20 protein-coding genes are annotated in these 20711 nt (G+C 72.3%); 8 read left to right on the top strand and 12 right to left on the bottom strand.

What is annotated here, in order from left to right; genetic code table 11:
• Positions 1 to 19 precede the first annotated feature (19 nt).
• Positions 20 to 1618: an ABC-F family ATP-binding cassette domain-containing protein gene (locus AC3A5R_RS09135; RefSeq protein ID WP_487620436.1), complete on the bottom strand. Its 1599-nt coding sequence runs from the start codon at positions 1616 to 1618 to the stop codon at positions 20 to 22.
• A gap of 185 nt (positions 1619 to 1803) precedes the next feature.
• Here AC3A5R_RS09135 and AC3A5R_RS09140 point away from each other — a divergent pair, with 185 nt between their 5' ends.
• On the top strand, positions 1804 to 1938 hold the full coding sequence (locus AC3A5R_RS09140) for a hypothetical protein (RefSeq protein WP_487620437.1): 135 nt from the start codon (positions 1804 to 1806) through the stop codon (positions 1936 to 1938).
• A gap of 67 nt (positions 1939 to 2005) precedes the next feature.
• Here the strand turns inward: AC3A5R_RS09140 and AC3A5R_RS09145 are convergent, their stop codons facing one another.
• Both AC3A5R_RS09145 and AC3A5R_RS09150 read right to left on the bottom strand, forming a co-directional pair.
• Complete coding sequence (locus tag AC3A5R_RS09145) at positions 2006 to 3181, bottom strand: DNA polymerase III subunit beta family protein (protein ID WP_487620438.1); 1176 nt, start codon at positions 3179 to 3181, stop codon at positions 2006 to 2008.
• Positions 3182 to 3215: 34 nt separating this feature from the next.
• Positions 3216 to 4703 carry an MFS transporter gene (locus AC3A5R_RS09150; protein ID WP_487620439.1) on the bottom strand — a complete coding sequence of 496 codons (1488 nt, stop codon included), beginning with the start codon at positions 4701 to 4703 and terminating at the stop codon, positions 3216 to 3218.
• A 59-nt stretch (positions 4704 to 4762) separates the two neighbouring features.
• Here AC3A5R_RS09150 and AC3A5R_RS09155 point away from each other — a divergent pair, with 59 nt between their 5' ends.
• The 6 genes from AC3A5R_RS09155 to AC3A5R_RS09180 all read left to right on the top strand — a co-directional run bounded on the left by AC3A5R_RS09155 (position 4763) and on the right by AC3A5R_RS09180 (position 11143).
• A complete protein-coding gene (locus tag AC3A5R_RS09155; RefSeq protein ID WP_487620440.1) occupies positions 4763 to 5278 on the top strand; it encodes a winged helix-turn-helix transcriptional regulator in 516 nt (171 codons plus the stop codon).
• A 44-nt stretch (positions 5279 to 5322) separates the two neighbouring features.
• The gene (locus AC3A5R_RS09160; protein ID WP_487620441.1) at positions 5323 to 6063 is read left to right on the top strand and encodes a hypothetical protein; all 741 of its coding nucleotides are present in this window, start codon (positions 5323 to 5325) and stop codon (positions 6061 to 6063) included.
• The gene (locus AC3A5R_RS09165) at positions 6060 to 8015 is read left to right on the top strand and encodes an MGH1-like glycoside hydrolase domain-containing protein (protein WP_487620442.1); all 1956 of its coding nucleotides are present in this window, start codon (positions 6060 to 6062) and stop codon (positions 8013 to 8015) included. The genes AC3A5R_RS09160 and AC3A5R_RS09165 overlap by 4 nt, the downstream gene beginning before the upstream one ends.
• 52 nt (positions 8016 to 8067) lie before the next feature.
• Positions 8068 to 9186, top strand: coding sequence for a lipid II:glycine glycyltransferase FemX (locus AC3A5R_RS09170; RefSeq protein WP_487620443.1), 1119 nt, complete (start codon positions 8068 to 8070; stop codon positions 9184 to 9186).
• Positions 9187 to 9192: 6 nt separating this feature from the next.
• The gene (locus AC3A5R_RS09175; RefSeq protein WP_487620444.1) at positions 9193 to 10209 is read left to right on the top strand and encodes an alanine racemase; all 1017 of its coding nucleotides are present in this window, start codon (positions 9193 to 9195) and stop codon (positions 10207 to 10209) included.
• Positions 10210 to 10333: 124 nt separating this feature from the next.
• The gene (locus AC3A5R_RS09180; protein ID WP_487620445.1) at positions 10334 to 11143 is read left to right on the top strand and encodes a CPBP family intramembrane glutamic endopeptidase; all 810 of its coding nucleotides are present in this window, start codon (positions 10334 to 10336) and stop codon (positions 11141 to 11143) included.
• A gap of 53 nt (positions 11144 to 11196) precedes the next feature.
• Here AC3A5R_RS09180 and AC3A5R_RS09185 read toward each other — a convergent pair whose 3' ends face one another.
• Positions 11197 to 12408 (bottom strand): S1C family serine protease, encoded by a 1212-nt coding sequence (locus AC3A5R_RS09185; RefSeq protein WP_487620446.1) that lies wholly within the window; start codon positions 12406 to 12408, stop codon positions 11197 to 11199.
• Between the two features lie 215 nt (positions 12409 to 12623).
• On the opposite strand from AC3A5R_RS09185, the gene ypfJ reads away from it, so the two are divergent.
• On the top strand, positions 12624 to 13592 hold the full coding sequence (ypfJ, locus tag AC3A5R_RS09190) for a KPN_02809 family neutral zinc metallopeptidase (protein WP_487620447.1): 969 nt from the start codon (positions 12624 to 12626) through the stop codon (positions 13590 to 13592).
• On the opposite strand, the gene AC3A5R_RS09195 is transcribed toward ypfJ, so the two are convergent.
• Genes AC3A5R_RS09195 through AC3A5R_RS09230 form a run of 8 tightly spaced genes read right to left on the bottom strand, consistent with a single transcriptional unit; the run spans position 13585 to position 20706 of the window.
• The gene (locus tag AC3A5R_RS09195; RefSeq protein ID WP_487620448.1) at positions 13585 to 14199 is read right to left on the bottom strand and encodes an acVLRF1 family peptidyl-tRNA hydrolase; all 615 of its coding nucleotides are present in this window, start codon (positions 14197 to 14199) and stop codon (positions 13585 to 13587) included. The genes ypfJ and AC3A5R_RS09195 overlap by 8 nt on opposite strands.
• A gap of 10 nt (positions 14200 to 14209) precedes the next feature.
• Positions 14210 to 14536 carry a metal-sulfur cluster assembly factor gene (locus tag AC3A5R_RS09200; protein WP_481340725.1) on the bottom strand — a complete coding sequence of 109 codons (327 nt, stop codon included), beginning with the start codon at positions 14534 to 14536 and terminating at the stop codon, positions 14210 to 14212.
• On the bottom strand, positions 14533 to 15039 hold the full coding sequence (gene sufU, locus AC3A5R_RS09205; protein ID WP_487620449.1) for a Fe-S cluster assembly sulfur transfer protein SufU: 507 nt from the start codon (positions 15037 to 15039) through the stop codon (positions 14533 to 14535). Before sufU ends, AC3A5R_RS09200 begins: the two co-directional genes overlap by 4 nt.
• Complete coding sequence (locus AC3A5R_RS09210) at positions 15039 to 16415, bottom strand: SufS family cysteine desulfurase (RefSeq protein WP_487620450.1); 1377 nt, start codon at positions 16413 to 16415, stop codon at positions 15039 to 15041. Before AC3A5R_RS09210 ends, sufU begins: the two co-directional genes overlap by 1 nt.
• Before the next feature lie 5 nt (positions 16416 to 16420).
• Positions 16421 to 17188 (bottom strand): Fe-S cluster assembly ATPase SufC, encoded by a 768-nt coding sequence (gene sufC, locus AC3A5R_RS09215; RefSeq protein WP_487620451.1) that lies wholly within the window; start codon positions 17186 to 17188, stop codon positions 16421 to 16423.
• Positions 17189 to 17192: 4 nt separating this feature from the next.
• Entirely contained in the window at positions 17193 to 18458 is a 1266-nt protein-coding gene (gene sufD, locus AC3A5R_RS09220; RefSeq protein WP_487620452.1) for a Fe-S cluster assembly protein SufD, read from the bottom strand.
• Positions 18458 to 19879: a Fe-S cluster assembly protein SufB gene (gene sufB, locus AC3A5R_RS09225; RefSeq protein WP_487620453.1), complete on the bottom strand. Its 1422-nt coding sequence runs from the start codon at positions 19877 to 19879 to the stop codon at positions 18458 to 18460. Before sufB ends, sufD begins: the two co-directional genes overlap by 1 nt.
• Positions 19876 to 20706, bottom strand: coding sequence for a helix-turn-helix transcriptional regulator (locus tag AC3A5R_RS09230; protein ID WP_487620454.1), 831 nt, complete (start codon positions 20704 to 20706; stop codon positions 19876 to 19878). The genes sufB and AC3A5R_RS09230 overlap by 4 nt, the downstream gene beginning before the upstream one ends.
• Between the last annotated feature and the right edge of the window lie 5 nt (positions 20707 to 20711).

The following is a 20711-nucleotide window of genomic DNA, read 5'->3' on the forward strand; positions in this document are numbered from 1 at the left end:
CCGGAGATCGGAATACCTCTCAGGCGAGCGCGATGAGGTCGCGGTAGTCCGGGCCCCAGAGGTCCTCGACGCCGTCGGGCAGCAGCAGGATCCGCTCGGGCTCCAGGGCCTCGACAGCCCCTTCGTCGTGCGTGACGAGCACGACGGCGCCCTCGTAGGTCTTGAGCGCGCCGAGGATCTCCTCGCGCGAGGCCGGGTCGAGGTTGTTCGTGGGCTCGTCGAGGAGCAGGACGTTGGCGGCCGACACGACGAGCATGGCCAGCGAAAGGCGCGTCTTCTCACCACCGGAGAGCACGCCCGCCGGCTTGAGCACGTCGTCGCCGGAGAAGAGGAACGAGCCGAGCACCTTGCGCACCTCGGTCTCGCCGAGGTCGGGTGCCGACGACTTCATGTTCTCGAGGACGGTCCGCCCGACGTCGAGGTTCTCGTGCTCCTGGGCGTAGTAGCCGAGGCGCAGCCCGTGGCCGGGCTCGACCTCGCCGGTGTCGGGTGCGTCGACGCCGGCGAGCATGCGCAGCAGCGTCGTCTTGCCCGCGCCGTTGAGGCCGAGCACGACGACCCTGCTGCCACGGTCGATCGCGAGGTCGACGTCGGTGAACACCTCGAGCGAGCCGTACGAGCGGGACAGCCCCGACGCGCGCAGCGGCGTGCGGCCGCAGGAGGCCGGCTTGGGGAAGCGCAGCTTGGCCACCTTGTCCTGCACGCGCTCGCCCTCGACGCCGGCGAGGAGACGCTCGGCCCGCTTGGCCATGTTCTGCGCGGCGACCGCCTTGGTGGCCTTGGCCCGCATCTTGTCGGCCTGGGCCAGCAGCGCCCCGGCCTTCTTCTGCGCGTTCTGCAGCTCGCGGCGCCGGCGCTTCTCGTCGGTCTCGCGCGACTGGAGGTAGGTCTTCCAGCCGACGTTGTAGACATCGAGGGCCGAGCGGTTCGCGTCGAGGTGGTAGACCTTGTTGACGACGGCGTCGAGCATCTCGGCGTCGTGGCTGATGATGATGAGCCCGCCCTTGTAGGCGCGCAGGTACTCGCGCAGCCAGACGATCGAGTCGGCGTCGAGGTGGTTGGTCGGCTCGTCGAGCAGCAGGGTCTCGTTGCCGGAGAAGAGGATCCGCGAGAGCTCGACCCGTCGGCGCTGACCGCCGGAGAGCGTGCGGAGCGGCTGCGAGAGGATGCGCTCCTCGAGCCCGAGGGCGCTGGCGATCGAGGCGGCCTCGGACTCGGAGGCGTAGCCACCCTGGGCCTCGAACTCGACCTCGAGCCGCGCGTACTTGCGCATGGCCTTGTCGCGGACCTTCTCGTCGTCGCTGCCCATCCGGACCTCGGCCGCCGCGCGGTCGCGGACGATGGTGTCGAGACCGCGGGCCGACAGGATGCGGTCGCGGGCGAGGATCTCGAGGTCGCCGGTGCGGGGGTCCTGCGGCAGGTAGCCGACGGCGCCGGTGCGGGTCACGGTGCCGGCGGCGGGCATGCCCTCGCCGGCGAGGACCTTGGTCAGGGTCGTCTTGCCGGCGCCGTTGCGGCCGACGAGGCCGATGCGGTCGCCGGAGTCGACGCGGAAGCTCGCATCCTCCAGCAGCAGGCGCGCGCCTGCACGCAGCTCGATCCCGGTGGCGACGATCACGGCATTCCTCCTCGGTGTGCCGCACTTCGTCAGCGGCCGGACAACCCCACCATTCTAGGAGCCCACCGGACGTGCCCTGAACGCCTCATCCCGCCGCCCGCCTCGGCGGCGCGTCCTCCGCCGCGAGGAGCCGTGCGGCAGCGGCGTGGCAGGCGCCGCACGCGCACGTGGTCGACGCGTGCATCGTGCCGACGTTCCGACGCGTGCCGGGCGGCCACAGCGGCTCGGGCGCCCCGCCGGGCGACGTCCACGTCGGCAGCAGCGTCGGTTCGGGGTCCGGCTCGGCCGCGCCGGCCCTGCAGCACCGGCACGGCGTGTAGCCGCCGTTGCCGCCCTCGTGCCACGCCGCCTGGTGGCCACAGGTGCGACAGAGGTGGGCGAGGAGGCTCACGGGACGGCCACCGGCATGAGCACCGAGAAGCCGGCGCCGTCCCCGCGGATCGCGAGCGGACGCGTCGGCCCGTCGAGCACGAGGGTGGGGGCCGGACCGGCTGCGGCGAGCGCCTCGTGGAGGAACTCGGGATCGACGAACACGTCGGCCTCGGCGTCGGGGACGACGTCGACGCCGTCGACGCGCAGGGCGAGCCCGACGCGGTCGGCCTCGACGGGCAGGCGGCTGGCGAGTCCTGCGGCGAGGGCCGACACGGCCGAGACGGTGGTGCCCACCGGCCCGACGATCCCGCGGTGGTCGGGGAAGGTCCCCGCCACCGCCTCGGCCTCGATCACGTGCGCCGCTCCCCCGGCGTCGAGGGCCTCGACCCGCGCGGCGAGCGCCCCGGCGCCCACGTCGAGCAGGACGACCCGTGACTCGTCGCCCTCGCGGGCATCGGTCTCGGTCGAGCCCGTCGCGCCGCAGCGGGCGACCAGCTCATCGGCCCAGGCGACGGGTGCGACGACCGACGCGAGGACGGTCGCGTGCTGGGACGCGTGGACGGTGCCCACGGCGTCCGTGGCGTCGGTCGCGTCGATCTCGGTGAGCGCCGTGTCTACCCGCGGCACCTCGGCCACGGCCATCCGGTAGCGGTCGGTGGCGACGAGGCGCACCGCGTCGGCGGTCACCTCGACGAGGACACCGGTGAGCACCGAGAGGTCGCGGCCGTCAGGCGCTCCTGCCACGGGCACGCCTGGGGCGACAGCGAACCGGACGGCACGCACCGCGTCCGCCAGGTCGACGGCCCGGACGCGGACGCGGCAGCCCTCCCCGTCGCCGAGCAGCCCCAGCGTCCGGGCGATCTCGGTCCGCGCGTCATGCAGGCCGTCGACGAGGCGCTGCTCGTGGGCCGCCACGACGTCGCGCGCCGCCTGCACCTCGCCACGGGCGTCCTGCTCGAGGACGACCGACACGTCGGCGAGCGGCATCCCCACGCGTCGCAGCGACGCGACGAGCCGGGCGGCGCGCAGCTGGCCGGCGGCGTAACGGCGGTAGCCGGTCAGGGCGTCGACGTCGGCGGGCACGAGCACGCCTTCTCGGTCGTAGAAGCGCAGGGCGCTCGCGGACAGGCCGCTGGCGCGGGCGAGCTCCCCGATGGTGAGGAGGCGGTCGGGATCGGTCGTGACGGGCATGGGCGCCAGCCTGACCCCTCGACCGGGTCGAAGGTCAAGCCTTCGCGCCGGCAGCCTGGTGCCTGACAGCCTCCGCACGCCGGTCGAGGACCATCGTGACCGCGACGACCAGTGCCCCGGCGAGCGAGAGGCCGGCGGTGACCCACGCGGCGAGGTTCCACCCCGCGACGAGCCCCGTGGGCGCGGATCCGGCAGCGCCGCCAGTGCCGGCGTGCGCCGCGACGACGACGGACACGACAGTGACCCCGACCGACGAGCCGAGGTAGCGGGCCGTGTTGTTGGCTCCGCTGCCCATGCCACCACGGCCCGCCGGGACGCTGGCGACCGCCTCGCGCCCCAGGGCCGCGTTGAGGACGCCGCTGCCGACGCCCGCGACGAGCAGGCCCGGCAGGAAGCGTCCCCACGACGCGCCCGGTGCGAGGCCCGACAGGGCGAGCTGGCCCGCGGCGACGACGACGAGCGCGCCGGCCAGCTGGGCCCGCCCCGACCACCGCGCCGGGAGACGGCGCGCCAGCAGTGCGAAGACGACGCTCGTGCCGGACCACGCGAGGAAGAGGACGGCGGCCGTCGTCGGAGCGAGTCCCAGGGCGAGGGCGAGGAAGCCGGGCAGGAACGACAGCAGGCCGATGATGCCGGCCCCGGTGGCGAGCGCCGCCGCCGTGGCCGCCACGAAGCGTCCGTCGCGGGCGAGCGCCGGGTCGACCATCGGGAACGGGACGCGCCACTCGGTGACCGCGAAGGCGACCGCTGCGCCGACGGCCAGGGCGAGCAGGAGCAGGACGGCCGGCCGGCCCCACCCGCTGCGCCCCTCGACGAGGGCGGCGAGGAACGCAGTGGTGGACAGGCCGAGAAGGAGCGCGCCGGGCACGTCGAGCGGGCGGCGCTCGTGCGAGCGGCTCTCGACGAGCACACGCCGGGAGAGGGCCGCGAGTACGAGCGTGGCGGCGGCGAGGAGCCAGTGGACCTCACGCCAGGACGCCCACCGGTCGAGGCTGCTGGCGAGGATCGGGCCGAGGGCGATGCCGGCGCCGACGCTGGCGCCCCAGACGCCGCTGGCCGCGGCGCGTGCCGGGCCGGGCTCGAACCAGTGCGCGACGAGGCCGAGGCTCGCGGCGACGACAGCCGCCGCGCCGATGCCCTGGCCGACCCGGGCGAGGACGAACACGAGCGTGCCACCGGCCAGGGCCGCTACGACGCTCGAGGCGGCGAGACCGACGAGGCCGGCGACGAGGACGCGTCGGCGCCCCCGGTCGTCGGCGAGGGTGCCGGCCGTGAGCAGCGCGGCGCCCAGACCGATGCCCATGGAGCTGAGGATCCACGTGCGCCCGGCGAGGCCGGCGCCGAGGCTCGCGGCGACCGAGCCCACGGTCGCGAGTGGGGCCGTGAACGCGACGAGCGCGAGGACCGTGCCGACGGCGGCGACGGCGAGAGCGCGTCGTGGCTGGTCGGCGGTGGAGGAGGCGTCGGGCAGCGGCGCCGGTGTCGGGGTCTGCGGCGGTGCAACGGTTCGGTCTCGCGACATGACGTCCTCCATGGTCCGGCACTTGGTCTTGTGAACAGACCACGGCGTACATTCATTCCGTGGCACTCGGCACGGACTACTCCGGACAGGACTGCTCGCTCGCGAAGGCGCTCGAGATCGTCGGCGAACGGTGGTCGCTGCTCCTCGTCCGCGACGCCTTCCTGGGCGTGACCCGCTTCAGCGACTTCAGGCGCAGGCTCGACATCTCCAAGGCCGTCCTGACCCAGCGGCTCGGCGCCCTCGTCGGTGCCGGCGTCCTCGAGCGGCGCGCGCAGGGCGGCCACGACGCGTACGCGCTGACGGCGTCCGGCGAGGCCCTCTGGCCCGCCGTCCACGCGCTGATGCGCTGGGGCGACGCCACCACCTCCCCCCACGGACAGCGTCGCCTCTTCCGGCACGTGACGTGCGACGCCGACCTCGACGCGTCCGGGAGGTGCCCCGTGTGCGGGTCGACGCCCGCCGCCCGCGAGCTGGAGACGCGCCCCGGGCCCGGGGCGAGCACCGACCCGCCGACGAACCCGCTCTCGGCCCGGCTCCGCGCACCGCACCGGCTCCTGACGCCACTGCGCGACTGAGGGCCGTAACGCGGTCTTCACACGGATGCCCCACCATGGGGTCCGTGAACAGCCCGATCCACCCGGGCGAGCCGCTCAGCCCGGAGCACGCACGGCTCGCCTCCTCCCCCGGACACGACGCCCCGTGGCGCCTCTGGGGCCCGTACCTGTCCGGCCGCCAGTGGGGCACGGTCCGCGAGGACTACTCCGCGGGCGGCAACGCCTGGTCGGAGTTCCCGTTCGACCAGGCGGTCTCGCGGGCCTACCGCTGGGGCGAGGACGGCCTCGGCGGGATCAGCGACCGCTTCGGCTTCCTCAACGTCGCCGTCGCGCTGTGGAACGGCAAGGACCCGATCCTCAAGGAGCGGCTCTTCGGGCTGACGAACGAGGAGGGCAACCACGGCGAGGACGCCAAGGAGTACTGGTGGGCCCTCGACGGCACCCCGACGCACTCGTGGATGCAGTGGCTCTACCGCTACCCGCAGGCCGAGTTCCCGTACGAGCAGCTCCGCCGCGAGAACCGCGAACGCACCCGCGACGAGCGCGAGTTCGAGCTCGGCGACACCGGCGTCCTCGACGAGAACCGCTTCTTCGACGTCACGATGACCTACGCCAAGGCCGGCCCCGACGACCTCTGCCTCCGCATCACCGCGACCAACCACGGGCCCGACGCCGCTCCGCTGCACCTCCTGCCGACGATCTGGCTGCGCAACACGTGGGCGTGGGGCACCGACGACCGGGTCACCGAGCTGCACGAGATCCGGCCGAACGGGCGGCCGCCGCGGGGTTCCGGGCCGCCGAGGTGACGCACGGCTTCCTCGGCCGCTACGTCCTCGCCGCGTCTGGTTCGCCCACGACCCTCTTCTGCGACAACGAGACCAACGCCGCGCACCTCTTCGGCCAGCAGCCTCACGCCAACCAGTCGCCCCACCCCAAGGACGCGATCAACCAGCGCGTCGTGCACGGGCGCACCGGGGCGGTCAACCCCGGCCGCCACGGCAGCAAGTGCTCGTTCTGGTACCGCTGGGACTCGGTGGCCCCCGGCCAGACGGTGACCGTCGACGTGCGCCTCGCCACGGGTGACCCCGGGCTGCACTGGTTCGGCGAGGGATTCGACGAGGTCCTCGACACCCGCTCGGCCGAGGCGGACGAGTTCTACAGCCACGTCATCGACGCGTCCCTCGACCAGGCCGACCGGCACGTCGCGCGACGCGCCTACGCGGGCCTGCTCTGGGGCAAGCAGCTCTACCGCTACGACGTGCGCCAGTGGCTCGAGGGCGACCCGGCGGGCCCGGGCACGCCCGAGTCGCGCCACCAGGGCCGCAACGAGCACTGGAAGCACCTCGCGCTCGCCGACGTGATCTCGATGCCGGACGAGTGGGAGTACCCGTGGTTCGCCGCGTGGGACCTCGCCTTCCACTGCCTGCCCCTGGCCCACGTCGACCCCGAGTTCGCCAAGGAGCAGTTGCTCCTCATGTGCCGCGAATGGGCCATGGCCCCCAACGGCCAGCTGCCCGCCTACGAGTGGGAGTTCGGCGACGTCAACCCGCCGGTCCATGCCTGGGCGGCCTGGCACGTCTACCGGATCGACGGCTACCGCGACCGGGAGTTCCTCGTCCGCGTCTTCACCAAGCTGCTGCTCAACTTCTCGTGGTGGGTCAACCGCAAGGACGCCAACGGCTCCAACCTCTTCGAGGGCGGCTTCCTCGGGATGGACAACATCGGCCTGTTCAACCGGTCGGCCCCGCTGCCGCCCGGCTTCCGCCTCGAGCAGTCCGACGCGACGAGCTGGATGGCGTTCTACTGCCAGCAGATGCTGAAGATCGCCCTCGAGCTGGCCCGCACCGACAAGGCGTGGGACGACGTCGCGACGAAGTTCCTCGAGCACTTCCTGTCGATCGCCCAGGCGATGCGGCACTTCGGCTCGAGCGACAAGAGCCTCTGGCACGAGGAGGACGGTTTCTACTACGACGTCCTCGTCCAGCCCGACGGCCGCGCGCCGCACATGCGGGTGCGCTCGATGGTCGGCCTGCTGCCGATCCTCGGCGCCACCGAGATCCCCTCGTGGGTCATCGAGGAGTGCCCCGACGTCACGAGCCGGTTCCAGTGGCTCCAGGAGCGCCGGCCCGAGCTCGTCAAGCCGATGCTGGCCCGCGAGGACGGCAAGATGCTGCTCACCCTCGTGCCGCCGAAGCGGCTGCGCCGCATCCTCGAGCGGATGTTCGACACCGAGGAGTTCCTCTCCCCGTACGGGATCCGCTCGCTGTCGGCCGCGCAGCGACAGGCCGTGACCGCCCGGGTCGGCAACGAGACGCTGTCGATCGAGTACGAGCCCGGCGAGTCGCGCACCGGCATGTTCGGCGGCAACTCGAACTGGCGCGGGCCGGTGTGGTTCCCCGTGAACGTGCTGCTCGCCGACAAGCTGCGCACGTACGGCCGCTACTTCGGCGACGACTTCACCATCGAGGTCCCGACGGGGTCGGGCAACTGGCGCACGCTCGACGAGGCGGCCGACGTCATCGACGGCGGCCTGACCGACCTCTTCCGGCCCGTCGACGGCCGGCGCCCCGCCGACGGCAAGCGCCTCGAGTCCAGCCCCGACCCGCTGTGGGCGGCGCACCCGACCTTCTCCGAGTACTTCGACGGCGACACCGGCGAGGGCCTCGGGTCCACGCACCAGACGGGCTGGACGGCCCTGGTCGCGCACCTGCTCAACCCGCGGCTGCCCCCGGACCCGCGGACGATGGGCTGGGCCTGACGCGTCCGGCGGGGTCGGGCGCGGCGGCCACGCTCCGGTAGCGTGAGCCCCCGTGACCGCCCCCATCACCGCCCGTGACATCACCGCAGCCGAGCACTTCGCGTGGCTGCGCACCCAGCCCTCGGCGAGCTTCCTGCAGACCCCGGCGTGGGGCGAGGTCAAGCGCGACTGGAGGCACGGGTCGGTCGGCTTCTTCGAGGGCGAGCAGATGGTCGGTGCGGCCCTCGTGCTCTACCGGTCGCTGCCGCGCATCGGGCGGTCGCTCGCCTACGTGCCCGAGGGCCCGGTCATCGACTGGTCGTCCCCGCGGCTCGTCGAGCTGCTCCGGGCGCTGCGCGACCACCTCAAGGCCAAGAAGGCGTTCGCGCTGCGCCTGGGGCCGCCGGTGCCGACCCACCGCTGGCACCCCGACACCATCAAGGCCGCCATCGCCGACGACGACGTACGCCGCTACGACCAGGCCGTCCCCGACGTCGTGGAGCCCGTCGGCGCCGCCGTCGTCGCCGAGCTCGAGCGCCTCGGCTTCACGCACCTGTCCCCCGAGGACGGCTTCGCCGCAGGCCAGCCCGAGTACGTGTTCCAGGTGCCGCTCGCCGGACGCACCGAGGCCGACGTGCTCGCGAGCATGAACCAGCTGTGGCGGCGCAACATCAAGAAGACCGCGAAGAACGGTGTCACGGTCCGCGTCGGCGACGCGTCCGACCTCGGCACGTTCCACCGCGTCTACGTCGAGACCGCCGAGCGCGACCGGTTCACGCCGCGCGGCCGCGAGTACTTCGAGCACATGTACGCCGTCATGTCGGCCGAGGACCCGGATCGGATCCGCGTCTACCTCGCCGAGCACGAGGGCGACGTGCTCGCCGCGACGATCTGGATCCGCGTCGGCGAGCACGCCTGGTACTCCTACGGCGCGTCCACGGCCGCCAAGCGCGAGCTGCAGGGCTCGACGGCCATCCAGTGGCAGATGATCCGCGACTCCCTCGCCGCCGGCGCGACGGTCTACGACCTGCGCGGCATCACCAACACCGTCGCCGCCGACAACCCGCACATCGGCCTGATCCGGTTCAAGGTCGGCACCGGTGGCGAGGCCGTGCGACTCGCCGGCGAGTGGGACCTTCCGCTGAATCCGTTGCTGTACAAGCTCTTCGACCTCTACATGAAGCGGCGGTGACCCCTCGTGTCCTTCGTGCTGCACGTCGACGGTGAGCGCTGGCGCGCTGCCCACGACCGGTTCCTCGCCGACCGACCGGGCCTCGTGCCCGTGGTCAAGGGCAACGGCTACGGCTTCGGCCGCGACCTGCTCTGCGCCGAGGCCGCGCGCCTCGGCGTGCCGATGGTCGCGATCGGCACGTATGCCGAGCTGCCCGAGACGCTCGGCTGGTTCGGGGGCGACGTCCTCGTCATGGAGCCGTTCCGGACCACCATCCACTCCGGCCTGCCCGACCTCGCCCACGGCCGTGCCGTGCACACGGTGACGACGCGCGAGGACCTCGCCGCCCTGCACGCCGCCAACCCGACGGCCCGGGTCGTCGTCGAGGGCCTCACGTCGATGAACCGCTTCGGCACCCCGATGACCGAGGTCGCCGCCCTCGTCGGGGAGGCCGACGCCGTGGGCGTCACGCTGCACCTGCCGCTCGGCACCGGCCACGTCGAGGAGATCAGCCGGTTCGTCGCCGCCGTACCGGGCGAGCTGACCTGGTACGTCTCGCACGTCACCGCCGCCGAGCTCGCCGAGCTGCACCGTCGCCACCCCGGCCTCGAGTTCCGGCCCCGCATCGGCACCGACCTCTGGTACGCCGACAAGGGCTCCTACGAGGTGCGCGCCCACGTCCTCGACGTGCGCGCCGTCAGCCGCGGCGCCCGGGCCGGCTACCGGCAGCGCCCGGTGCCCGCCGGCCACGTCGTCGTCGTCAGCGGCGGCACGTCGCACGGCGTCGCCATGGAGAGCCCGTCCTCCGCCGCCACGGCCCGCACGCGCGCGGTGGCCGTCGCCGAGGGCGTCCTCGAGGCGGCCCACCGGGTCCGCTCCCCCTACACCGTGTCGGGCACGATGCCCCGCTTCGCCGAGCCGCCGCACATGCAGTGCAGCATCCTCGCCCTGCCCGGCGGCGTCACGCCCCCGCGCGTCGGTGACGAGGTGACGGTGCGGATGCGCCTGACGACGACGACGCCCGACGCCGTCGTCGTCTCCTGAGCCCAGGCCCGGTTCGGGGCGGGGCGGCTCGCTCGGGTCAGGGTCGGTCTCAGGGTCGGGTCGGGATGGTCTTCAGGGCCATGCCGGATGTCGGGCGGGGGCCTTGCGGCGCACGCTTCGATCCATGAGTGACGTGGACCGGGAGCTGGAGCGTGGAGCTGTCCTCGCCGACGGCGGACCCCTGTCAGCGGTGAGGGCCGCACCTCCCCAGTACAGCCTCCGCCGCGTGCTGGGGGTCTGGGCCCTTGCGGCGCTGCCGATGGCCGTGCTGGCGTGGGTCGTGACCCCGGTGCTGGCAGACCGGTTGAGCGGCCCCGCCGCCTGGCCGAAAGCCCTCATCGCCTCCCTGACGGTGGGCCTGGTGTGGCAGGGCGTGCTGGTGCTCGTGCTGCTGCGACGCGAGATCGGCCACCTCCGGTGGGACGCCGTCAAGGACGCGCTGTGGCTGCGTCCGCCGCGCAGCCCGCGGACGGGACGCGTCGGTGGACGGGTGTGGTGGGCGCTCGTGCCGGCCGTGCTCGTCGTCGGCGTCGAGCAGCTCCTCCCCTCGCTGCCGGTCCCGGCCGTCCGGGACCTCGGGGTCCTGCTCAGGTCCCAGGTGGGGCACGACTTCCTGTCGGGCAACTGGCCCTGGTTCGCGGTGATCGTCGTGATGGCCGTCTTCAACACGGTTCTCGGCGAGGAGCTGCTCTTCCGCGGCCTGCTGCTCCCCAGGATGCGAGGCGTGTTCGGCCGGGCCGACTGGCTCGCCAACGGGATCCTGTTCGCCGCCTACCACCTGCACATGCCGTGGGCCATGCCCAAGATCCTGCTCGACAGCCTGGCGCTGGCCTACCCGGCCCGCCGCTACACCAGCGCCTGGCTGTCCATCATCGTGCACAGCCTGCAGTCGGTGATCGTCGTGGCCGGATCGCTGGCCCTCGTCCTGCGGTGACTCGTGCCCCGGGCCGTTGGAGCCCGGGGCACGAGTCGGCGTCGGGGAGGCCGTCAGGCGACCGGGCTGGCTCCGAGCGTGACGGGCGCCGTGTGCTGGCTGCCGTCCTGGCTGGTCCACCCCATGGTCACCCGGTCACCGGGGTCGGCGCCGACCAGCGCTGCCGACACGTCGTCCGGTGAGGAGACGACCTGCCCGTTCAGGCTCGTGATGACGTCGCCGGCCTGGAGCCCGGCGCTCTCGGCGGGCGCCCCGCCGACGACGCCGCTGACCTGCGCGCCGGGAGTCATGACGAACCCTCCACCGGCGCCATCACCGGCGCCATTTCCCGCGTACGGGGAGGCGCTGGCGACCTCGACCCCGAGGAAGGCGGCGGGGCCGATCCGGACCGTGCTCGTCTCGTGACCGGACTGGATCTCCTGGGCGATCTCGAGGGCGCGCGCGATCGGGATGGCGTACGCGTCGGCCGGACCACCTGACGAACCGGCCGTGTCGATGCCGACCACCTCGCCCTGTGCGTCGAACAAGGGCCCTCCGGAGTCGCCGGCGAGGACGTTGGCGTCCGTCTCGACCATGCCGGTCAGGGTCTCGGGAGACGTCCCGTCCTCCGACCCCGCGGTGACCGAGGCGCCGAGCCCGGTGATCGTGCCGTCCGCCGCGCTCAGTGTTCCCGTGCCACCGGCGTTCCCGACGGCGGTCACCTGCGCGCCGACGTTCACGTCATCGGTGTCGGGCTTGATCGTCGTCAGACCCGAGGCGCCGTCGAGCTGCAGGAGCGCGACGTCCTGCGACCGGTCGCTGCCCACCACGCTCGCCTGGTAGGTCTCGCCGGTCCGCGCGACGGTGACCCGTATCGAACCGGCACCCTGGACGACGTGGTAGTTGGTCAGCACCCGACCGTCCGAGGTCAGGACCATGCCGGTGCCGGCGGCCCGGCCGTTCTGGTACGGCAGAACGGTGTCGATGAGCACGACTCCCGCGGACTCGGCCTCGGTCGCCGACCGTGACGCCGTCCTCGACCCAGCGCTCGACCCAGCGCTCGACCCAGCACTCCACCCCGGGGTCCCCGATCCGTTCCAGTCCTGCAGCGTCGCGTGGTACGGGTTGGAGGCAGCAGCCATGGCGGGCGCGGCAGCGGTCAGGCCCACCACCAGCGCGGTGGCTGTGCCGAGGGCGCCACGTCGCAGCCCTGACGTGCGGATCGGCGATCTGCGTCGGCACTCGGCGGACTGCAGGACGGACGGGGAACCGGCTGCTGCTCTCATCTTCGTCTCCTTCACGGCGATGCAGCGGATCTGCTGAGACGAGTTGGCGCCGGCCGGCCATGAGGCATCTCTGCAACAGCCATGAGTCGGTTGTGAGCCGGTACCGGCGCAGCGGGTACGACCTCCTCGCGACGCAGCCTGCGTGCCAGCGCTCGGCGCTAGGGTGAACTCGGTCGGACCGGGACTCCCCCGCCCTGAACTCGAGGATCGGTGACATGACCTTCAACGACAACGCGCAGCTGGACACCTCGCAGGTCGAGAGCGGCAGCGGCGGCGGGCTGGGCGGCGGCGGAGGCGGCGGGGGCGGGTTTCCGGGTGGCATCCAGGTCGGCGGCGGCATCGGCGGGCTCATCATGCTCGTCCTGCTGCTCATCTTCGGCGGCAGCCGCCTCCTCGGCGGCAGCGGGTCCGGCGACGCCGGCACGGGTGGGCTGCCGTCCCAGCAGCTCGACAGCAGCCAGGTGGCGGCCGCCGGGCAGGTCCGGCAGAGCGACTTCTCGCAGTGCAAGTCGGGTGCCGACGCCAACAAGGACGACGTGTGCCTCGTCGTCGCGACGGTCAACAGCGTGCAGGACTACTGGAAGAAGACCCTGCCGAAGTACCAGATGAACTACGAGCCGGCCAAGACCGTCATCTACCAGGGCCAGACGCCCTCGGGCTGCGGCACGGCCAACTCGCAGGTCGGCCCGTTCTACTGCCCCCTCGACGGCAAGGTCTACATCGACGCGAGCTTCTTCTCCGAGCTGCAGAGCAAGTTCGGCGCCGACGGCGGGCAGCTGGCCAAGGAGTACGTCGTGGCGCACGAGTACGGCCACCACATCCAGGACCTCCTCGGCATCCTCAACAAGGCGCAGCAGGACCCCCAGGGCGCCAACTCGGGCTCCGTTCGCATGGAGCTCATGGCTGACTGCCTCGCCGGCACATGGGTCAAGCACGCCACCGAGACGACCGATGCGAAGGGCACGACGCTGCTCCAGCCGATCACCGAGTCCGACATCACGTCCGCCCTCTCGGCCGCGTCCGCGGTCGGTGACGACCGCATCCAGGAGAAGATGCAGGGCCGGGTCACGCCCGAGACGTGGACCCACGGGTCCTCGACGGCACGGCAGCAGTGGTTCACCCAGGGCTACCGCACCGGCGACATCAACCAGTGCAACACCTTCGGCGTCGACACCGTCAGCTGAGGGGTTCGGTCAGCTCGATGCGAACGGCGCGGCCGCGTCGCAGCGCGGTCTCGAGCACGTCGCGCCTCGGGTCGGGCAGGTCGTAGAGCTCACGCATCGGCAGGTCGCGCAGCGCCCGCAGTGCCGACGCGTCGAGCACCTCCCGCACGAGGCCGCGGTCGCCCCCGACGACGAGCGCCCGCGGCACGCCGGGGGCGTCGGCCGGCGGTGACTCGTCGTCACCGAGCAGGACGCGTCGGGCGTGGCCCACGACGGCCTCGACGAGCTCGTCGGCCTGCTTGCCCCGACGCCGGGCGAAGCGCTGCTGGGACCACCCGCCCGCGGCCGTGCGCGACTGCACGTGCCGCGTCCCGACCTTCGAGCCGACCCACCCGCCGCCGGACGCCAGTCCCACTGCATAGCCGCCCCGACGCACGAGGACGACGCCGAGCGGGTCGTGCGCGAACGGCGTCGCCACGACGGTCGAGCCATCGGCCGCGCGTGCGGACACGACGACGCCGCCGGGAGTGGTCTCCTCGGCGGCGTCGAAGGTGCCGTGCCGTTCGGCGAACCCGGCCATCCAGCGGTCGAACCGGTCGGGGTCGACCTCGATGATCCGGGCTGCCACGTCGCGGGTGTCAGAGGTTGAAGCCGAGCGCGCGCAGCTGCTCGCGGCCGTCCTCGGTGATCTTGTCCGGGCCCCACGGCGGCATCCACACCCAGTTGATGCGGTGCGAGGCGACGAGGCCCTCGAGCGCCTGGGCGGTCTGGTCCTCGATGACGTCGGTCAGCGGGCAGGCCGCGGACGTCAGCGTCATGTCGATGACGGCGTGCGCCTGGGCGTCGACGGTGATGCCGTAGACGAGCCCGAGGTCGACGACGTTGATGCCGAGCTCGGGGTCGACGACGTCACGCAGCGCCTCTTCGACGTCGGCGACGTTGGTCGGGGTGGTGGTCTCGGTCATGACGAAACTCCTTGCGGGGAGGCAGAACTCGTGGTGGAAGTCGTGCTGGGTCTCGGCGTCGAGATGTCGACGCCGGCGCGGGCCAGGGCGTCGGTGAAGGCGGTCCAGCCGAGCAGCGCGCACTTGACGCGGGCCGGGTACTTCGCGACCCCGGCGAAGGCGACACCGTCGCCGATGACCTCCTCGTCGCCCTTCACGGCGCCCTTGGAGGTGAGCATCGCGCGCATCGCCTCGAAGGTCCCGAGCGCCTCGGTGACGGGGCGGCCGATGACCTCCTCGGCGAGGACCGACGAGCTGGCCACCGAGATCGAGCAGCCGCGCGCGTCGTAGGACACGTCGGTCACGACCGCGTCGGCACCCTCACCTGACACGTCGACGCGGAGGGTGACCTCGTCGCCGCACGTCGGGTTGATGTGGTGCACCTCGGCGTCGAACGGCTCGCGCAGACCGGCGTGGTGCGGCCGCTTCGAGTGGTCGAGGATGAGCTCCTGGTAGAGGTCCATCAGCTCGCCTCCCGCGTGCTCTCGGCCTCCCCGCGCAGGGCGCGGGCGTCGTGACGCGCTTCGAGGTCGGCGTCGGGGTCGGTGTCGGACACGTCGATGCCGAAGATGGCCGGCACGCGGTCGAGCGCGTCGAGCAGCGACTGCACGTCGTCGAGGCCGTTGTGCACGCCGAAGGACGCGCGGGTCGTCGCGGCGGCGTCGAGGACGCGGTGCAGGGGCCACGCACAGTGGTGCCCGACGCGGACGGCGACACCGGCGTCGTCGAGCACCTGCCCGACGTCGTGGGCGTGCACGCCGTCGACGACGAACGCGACGGCCCCACCCCGGTCGATGCCGTGCGGCGGACCGACGACGCGGACCCACGGCCGCTCGGCGAGGCCGGCGAGCAGCGCGTCGACGAGGGCGGCCTCGTGGGCGTGGATGCGCTCGATGCCGACGCCCTCGACCCAGCGGACCGCAGCAGCCAGGCCGACGGCCTGGGCGGCATTGGGCACGCCGGCCTCGAACTTCTGCGGAGCCGGCGCGTACGTCGAGCGCTCCATCGTCACGAGCTCGATCATCGAGCCCCCGGTGAGGAACGGCGGCATGACCTCGAGCAGCTCGGAGCGGCCCCAGAGGACGCCGACTCCCATCGGCCCGTAGACCTTGTGGCCGCTGAAGGCGATGAAGTCGGCCCCGAGCGTCGAGACGTCGACGGCCAGGTGCGGCACCGACTGGCACGCGTCGACGACGACGAGCGCGCCGACGGCGTGGGCCCGCTGCGCGAGCTCGGTCACCGGGTTGACGGTGCCGAGCACGTTGGACACGTGCGTGAAGGCGAAGACCTTGGTGCGCTCGGTGAGCAGGTCGGGCAGCGTCGAGAGGTCGAGCGTGCCGTCGGCGGCCACGGGCACCCAGCGCAGGGTGGCGCCGGTGCGCCGGCACAGCTCCTGCCACGGGACGAGGTTGGCGTGGTGCTCCATCTCGGTGACGAGAACCTCGTCGCCCGGGCCGAGCACGAACCGCTCGTCCTTGGGCTCGTCGGTCGGCGCGGCATTGGAGAACGCGTACGCGACGAGGTTGAGCGCCTCGGTGGCGTTCTTGGTGAACACCACCTCGTCGGCCGGGGCACCCACGAACGCGGCCACCGTCGCACGGGCGGCCTCGAAGTCGTCGGTGGCCTCCTCGGCGAGCTGGTGCGCGCCGCGGTGCACGGCCGCGTTGTGCTGCTCGTAGAAGGCGCGCTCGGCGTCGAGGACGGTGGTCGGCTTGTGCGACGTCGCCCCGGAGTCGAGGTAGACGAGTGCCTTGCCGTCACGGACCGAGCGCGCCAGGATCGGGAACTCGCCGCGCAGGGCGGCGAGCTCCCGGTCCGTGAACGGCTGGACGTCCGGCACGGTGGTCAGGCCCCTGCCGCTGCCGTCGTCGTGAAGCGGTCGTAGCCCTCGTCCTCGAGGCGGTCGGCCAGCTCGGGGCCACCCTCCTCGACGATCTTGCCCTCGACGAACACGTGCACGAAGTCGGGCTTGATGTAGCGCAGGATCCGCGTGTAGTGCGTGATGAGCAGGACGCCGAGGTCGCTGTTCTCCTTGGCGCGGTTGACGCCCTCGGACACGATCTTCAGCGCGTCGACGTCGAGGCCGGAGTCGGTCTCGTCGAGGACGGCCACCTTCGGCTTGAGCAGCTCCATCTGGAGGATCTCGTGGCGCTTCTTCTCACCGCCGGAGAAGCCCTCGTTGACCGAGCGCTCGGCGAAGGCGGGGTCCATGCGGAGGTTGTTCATGGCCTCCTTGACCTCCTTGACCCACGTGCGCAGCTTCGGCGCCTCGCCGTCGACGGCGGTCTTGGCCGTGCGCAGGAAGTTGCTCACCGTGACGCCGGGTACCTCGACGGGGTACTGCATCGCGAGGAACAGGCCGGCCCGGGCGCGCTCGTCGACGGTCATGGCGAGGACGTCCTCGCCGTCGAGCGTCACGGTGCCGCCGGTGACGGTGTACTTCGGGTGGCCGGCGATGCTGTAGGCCAGCGTCGACTTGCCGGAGCCGTTGGGCCCCATGATCGCGTGCGTCTCCCCCGACTTCACGGTGAGGTCGACCCCGCGCAGGATCTCCTTGGGGCCGTCCTCGGTCTCGACCGAGACCGTCAGTCCCTTGATCTCGAGCGTGCTCATCGGGTCAGTTCTCCTTGTTCGTGGGGCTGTTCGTGGGGCTGTTCGTGGTGCTGGGGGTCTGCTGGGTGGCGGCCGCGTAGGCCGTGGAGGCGAGCTCCTCCTCGATCGCCGCGGTGATCTCGTCACGCAGGTCGGCGAGGGGGATCTCGCGGATGATGTCGGCGAAGAAGCCGCGCACGACGAGGCGCTTGGCCTCGTCCTCGGTGATGCCGCGCGACTGCAGGTAGAACAGCTGCAGGTCGTCGAACCGGCCCGTGGCAGAGGCGTGCCCGGCGCCCTCGATCTCGCCGGTCTCGATCTCGAGGTTCGGCACGGAGTCGGCGCGGGCGCCGTCGGTGAGCACGAGGTTGCGGTTGAGCTCGTAGGTGTCGGTGCCCTCGGCCTCCGCGCGGATGAGCACGTCGCCGACCCACACGGTGCGGGCCGTCTCGCCCTGGAGCGCGCCCTTGTACGTGGCCCGGCTCTTGCAGTGCGCCTCGTTGTGGTCGATGTAGGACCGGTGCTCGAGGTGCTGGCCGGCGTCGGCGAAGTAGACGCCGAGGAGCGTCGCGTCACCGCCCGGACCCGCGTAGCGGACGTTGGCGTTGACGCGGACGACCTCGCCGCCGAGCGTCACCGCGAGGTGCTTGTAGCGGGAGTCGCGCCCGACGAGCGCGTCGTGCTGGGCGAGGTGCACGGCGTCGTCGTCCCACCGCTGCACCGAGACGACCGTGAGGTCGGACCCGTCGCCGGTGACGACGGAGAGCAGCTGGGAGTAGTGCGCCGAACCGGTGTGCTCGACGACGACGGTGGCCTTGGAGAAGCGCCCGGCGCGCACGACGAGGTGGCCGTGCACCGGCTCGCCGCCGCGACCGACGAGCGAGACGCGCACCGGCGCGTCGAGCTCGGCCTCGGCCGCGATGTCGAGGAGCACGGCACCCGTGGCGGCGCCCGCGACGACCGCGGCGCGGTCCTGCGGGGGCAGGACGCCGAGGGCCCGGGCCTGCTCGGCGGTGACCGTCGAGGAGGTGACGCCCTCGGGCAGCTGGGTGTCGGCCTCGAGCGTGCCGGTGGCACCCTCGGCGAGGACGGCCTTCAGCTTCTTGACCGGGGTGAAGCGCCACTCCTCCTCGCGGCCGGTCGGCACCGGGAACGCCGCGACGTCGAACGACGCGGTGCGCTCGGCGCGTGACTGGTCCGGCACGAAGGCGGCGGCGGAGTCGGTGTGGGCACGGTTGGCGGCGTCGGCCACGGAGCTACCCGTGTCGACGAGCGTGTCGGCAACGGACATCAGCCGACGGCTCCTTCCATCTGGAGTTCGATGAGGCGGTTGAGCTCGAGGGCGTACTCCATGGGCAGCTCACGGGCGATCGGCTCGATGAAGCCGCGCACGATCATCGCCATGGCCTCGTCCTCGGCCATGCCGCGGGACATGAGGTAGAACAGCTGGTCCTCGGACACCTTCGAGACCGTCGCCTCGTGGCCCATGGACACGTCGTCCTCGCGGATGTCGACGTAGGGATAGGTGTCGGAGCGGCTGATCGTGTCGACGAGCAGGGCGTCGCAGCGCACCGTCGAGGCCGAGTGCGAGGCGCCCTCGAGCACCTGCACGAGACCGCGGTAGGAGGCGCGACCGCCGCCACGGGCGACCGACTTGCTGATGATCGAGCTCTTCGTGTTGGGAGCCGCGTGGACCATCTTCGAGCCGGTGTCCTGGTGCTGGCCCTCGCCGGCGAAGGCGATCGAGAGCGTCTCGCCCTTGGCGTGCTCGCCCATGAGGAAGACGGCCGGGTACTTCATCGTCACCTTCGAGCCGATGTTGCCGTCGATCCACTCCATCGTCGCGCCCTCCTCGCAGGTGGCGCGCTTGGTGACGAGGTTGTAGACGTTGTTCGACCAGTTCTGGATCGTCGTGTAGCGCACGCGGGCGTTCTTCTTGACGATGATCTCGACGACCGCGGAGTGCAGCGAGTCCGACTTGTAGATCGGCGCCGTGCAGCCCTCGACGTAGTGCACGTACGAGTCCTCGTCGGCGATGATCAGCGTGCGCTCGAACTGACCCATGTTCTCGGTGTTGATCCGGAAGTAGGCCTGCAGCGGGATGTCGACGCGGACGCCCTTGGGCACGTAGATGAACGAGCCGCCGGACCACACCGCCGTGTTGAGCGCCGCGAACTTGTTGTCGCCGGCCGGGATCACCGTCGCGAAGTGCTCGCGGAAGATGTCCTCGTGCTCCTTGAGGGCGGTGTCGGTGTCGAGGAAGATGACGCCCTGCGCCTCGAGGTCCTCGCGGATCTGGTGGTACACGACCTCCGACTCGTACTGCGCGGCGACACCGGCGACGAGACGCTGCTTCTCGGCCTCGGGGATGCCCAGGCGGTCGTAGGTGTTCTTGATGTCCTCGGGCAGCTCGTCCCAGGTGGTCGCCTGCTTCTCGGTGGACTTCACGAAGTACTTGATGTTCTGGAAGTCGATGCCGGTGAGGTCCGAGCCCCACGACGGCATGGGCTTCTTGTCGAACAGGCTCAGGCCCTTGAGCCGCAGCTTGGTCATCCACTCCGGCTCGCTCTTGCGGGCCGAGATGTCACGGACGACCTCCTCGGAGAGACCACGACGCGCGGTGGCACCGGCGGTGTCGGCGTCGGCCCAGCCGTACTCGTAGCGCCCGATGTCCTTCAGACCCGGGTTCAGCTCTTCGATGTGGGTGGTCATGAGGAACCTTCCTTGACGTGCGTGCGGTCGTTCCGTGAGGTCGTGCTGGTCGTTCGAGCCGCGCGGGGGCTGCCGGCGGCAGCACCCGGGGCAACACCGGAGGCCTCCGCGGTCTTCCGCGCGAGTCCACCGGTCGGGATGAAGGTCGTGCACACGTGGTGGCCGCCGGCGAGGGTGGCCAGACGCTGCACGTGGACGCCGAGGAGGCGTGAGAAGGCGTCGGTCTCGGCCTCGCAGAACTGCGGGAACTCCTCGGCGACGTGCTGCACCGGGCAGTGCCCCTGGCACAGCTGGACGCCGGTGAGTCCGCCGCTGCCGACGGGCCGGGCCGTGGCCGCGAAGCCGTCCTCGCTCAGGGCCTCGACGAGCACCTCGGCGCGCGCCGCGGGGTCGTCGCCGGCGGCCGCGAGGCGCGGCGCGTAGCGCTGCTCGAGGGCCGCGACGCGCTCACGGGCGAACGCCCCGACGGCGCCGTTGCCGGCGCGGTCCTCGAGGAACCGGAGCACCTCGACGGCGAGCGAGTCGTAGTCGGCCTCGAGCGAGCGGTGGCCGGCCTCGGACACGACGTAGGCGCGAGCCGGACGGCCCCGGCCCCGGCGCTGGCCGGCCGGCTCGTGGGGCACGACGGCCCCCTGCTCGACGAGGGCGTCGAGGTGGCGCCGCACCGCGGCCGGGGTGAGGTCGAGGTGACGGCCGAGCTCGGCGGCCGTGACGGGCCCGTCGACCGACACCATGTGGAGCACGCGCGAGCGCGTGCGCGACTCGAGCGGCGAGCTGTTCTCGCCGTCCCGGGCCTCACGCGGTGCGTGCTCAGGGAAAAACACCACACCAT

Source organism: Intrasporangium sp. Soil_C_50 (assembly GCF_057656595.1).

Excerpts from the sequence above, each read along its gene's own strand:
- ypfJ (WP_487620447.1), top strand. The coding sequence starts at position 12,624 with ATGACCTTCAACGACAACGCGCAGCTGGACACCTCGCAGGTCGAGAGC.
- AC3A5R_RS09150 (WP_487620439.1), bottom strand. The coding sequence starts at position 4,703 with ATGTCGCGAGACCGAACCGTTGCACCGCCGCAGACCCCGACACCGGCG.
- sufC (WP_487620451.1), bottom strand. The coding sequence starts at position 17,188 with ATGAGCACGCTCGAGATCAAGGGACTGACGGTCTCGGTCGAGACCGAG.
- sufD (WP_487620452.1), bottom strand. The coding sequence starts at position 18,458 with ATGTCCGTTGCCGACACGCTCGTCGACACGGGTAGCTCCGTGGCCGAC.
- sufU (WP_487620449.1), bottom strand. The coding sequence starts at position 15,039 with ATGGACCTCTACCAGGAGCTCATCCTCGACCACTCGAAGCGGCCGCAC.
- AC3A5R_RS09145 (WP_487620438.1), bottom strand. The coding sequence starts at position 3,181 with ATGCCCGTCACGACCGATCCCGACCGCCTCCTCACCATCGGGGAGCTC.
- AC3A5R_RS09180 (WP_487620445.1), top strand. The coding sequence starts at position 10,334 with ATGAGTGACGTGGACCGGGAGCTGGAGCGTGGAGCTGTCCTCGCCGAC.
- AC3A5R_RS09185 (WP_487620446.1), bottom strand. The coding sequence starts at position 12,408 with ATGAGAGCAGCAGCCGGTTCCCCGTCCGTCCTGCAGTCCGCCGAGTGC.
- AC3A5R_RS09200 (WP_481340725.1), bottom strand. The coding sequence starts at position 14,536 with ATGACCGAGACCACCACCCCGACCAACGTCGCCGACGTCGAAGAGGCG.
- sufB (WP_487620453.1), bottom strand. The coding sequence starts at position 19,879 with ATGACCACCCACATCGAAGAGCTGAACCCGGGTCTGAAGGACATCGGG.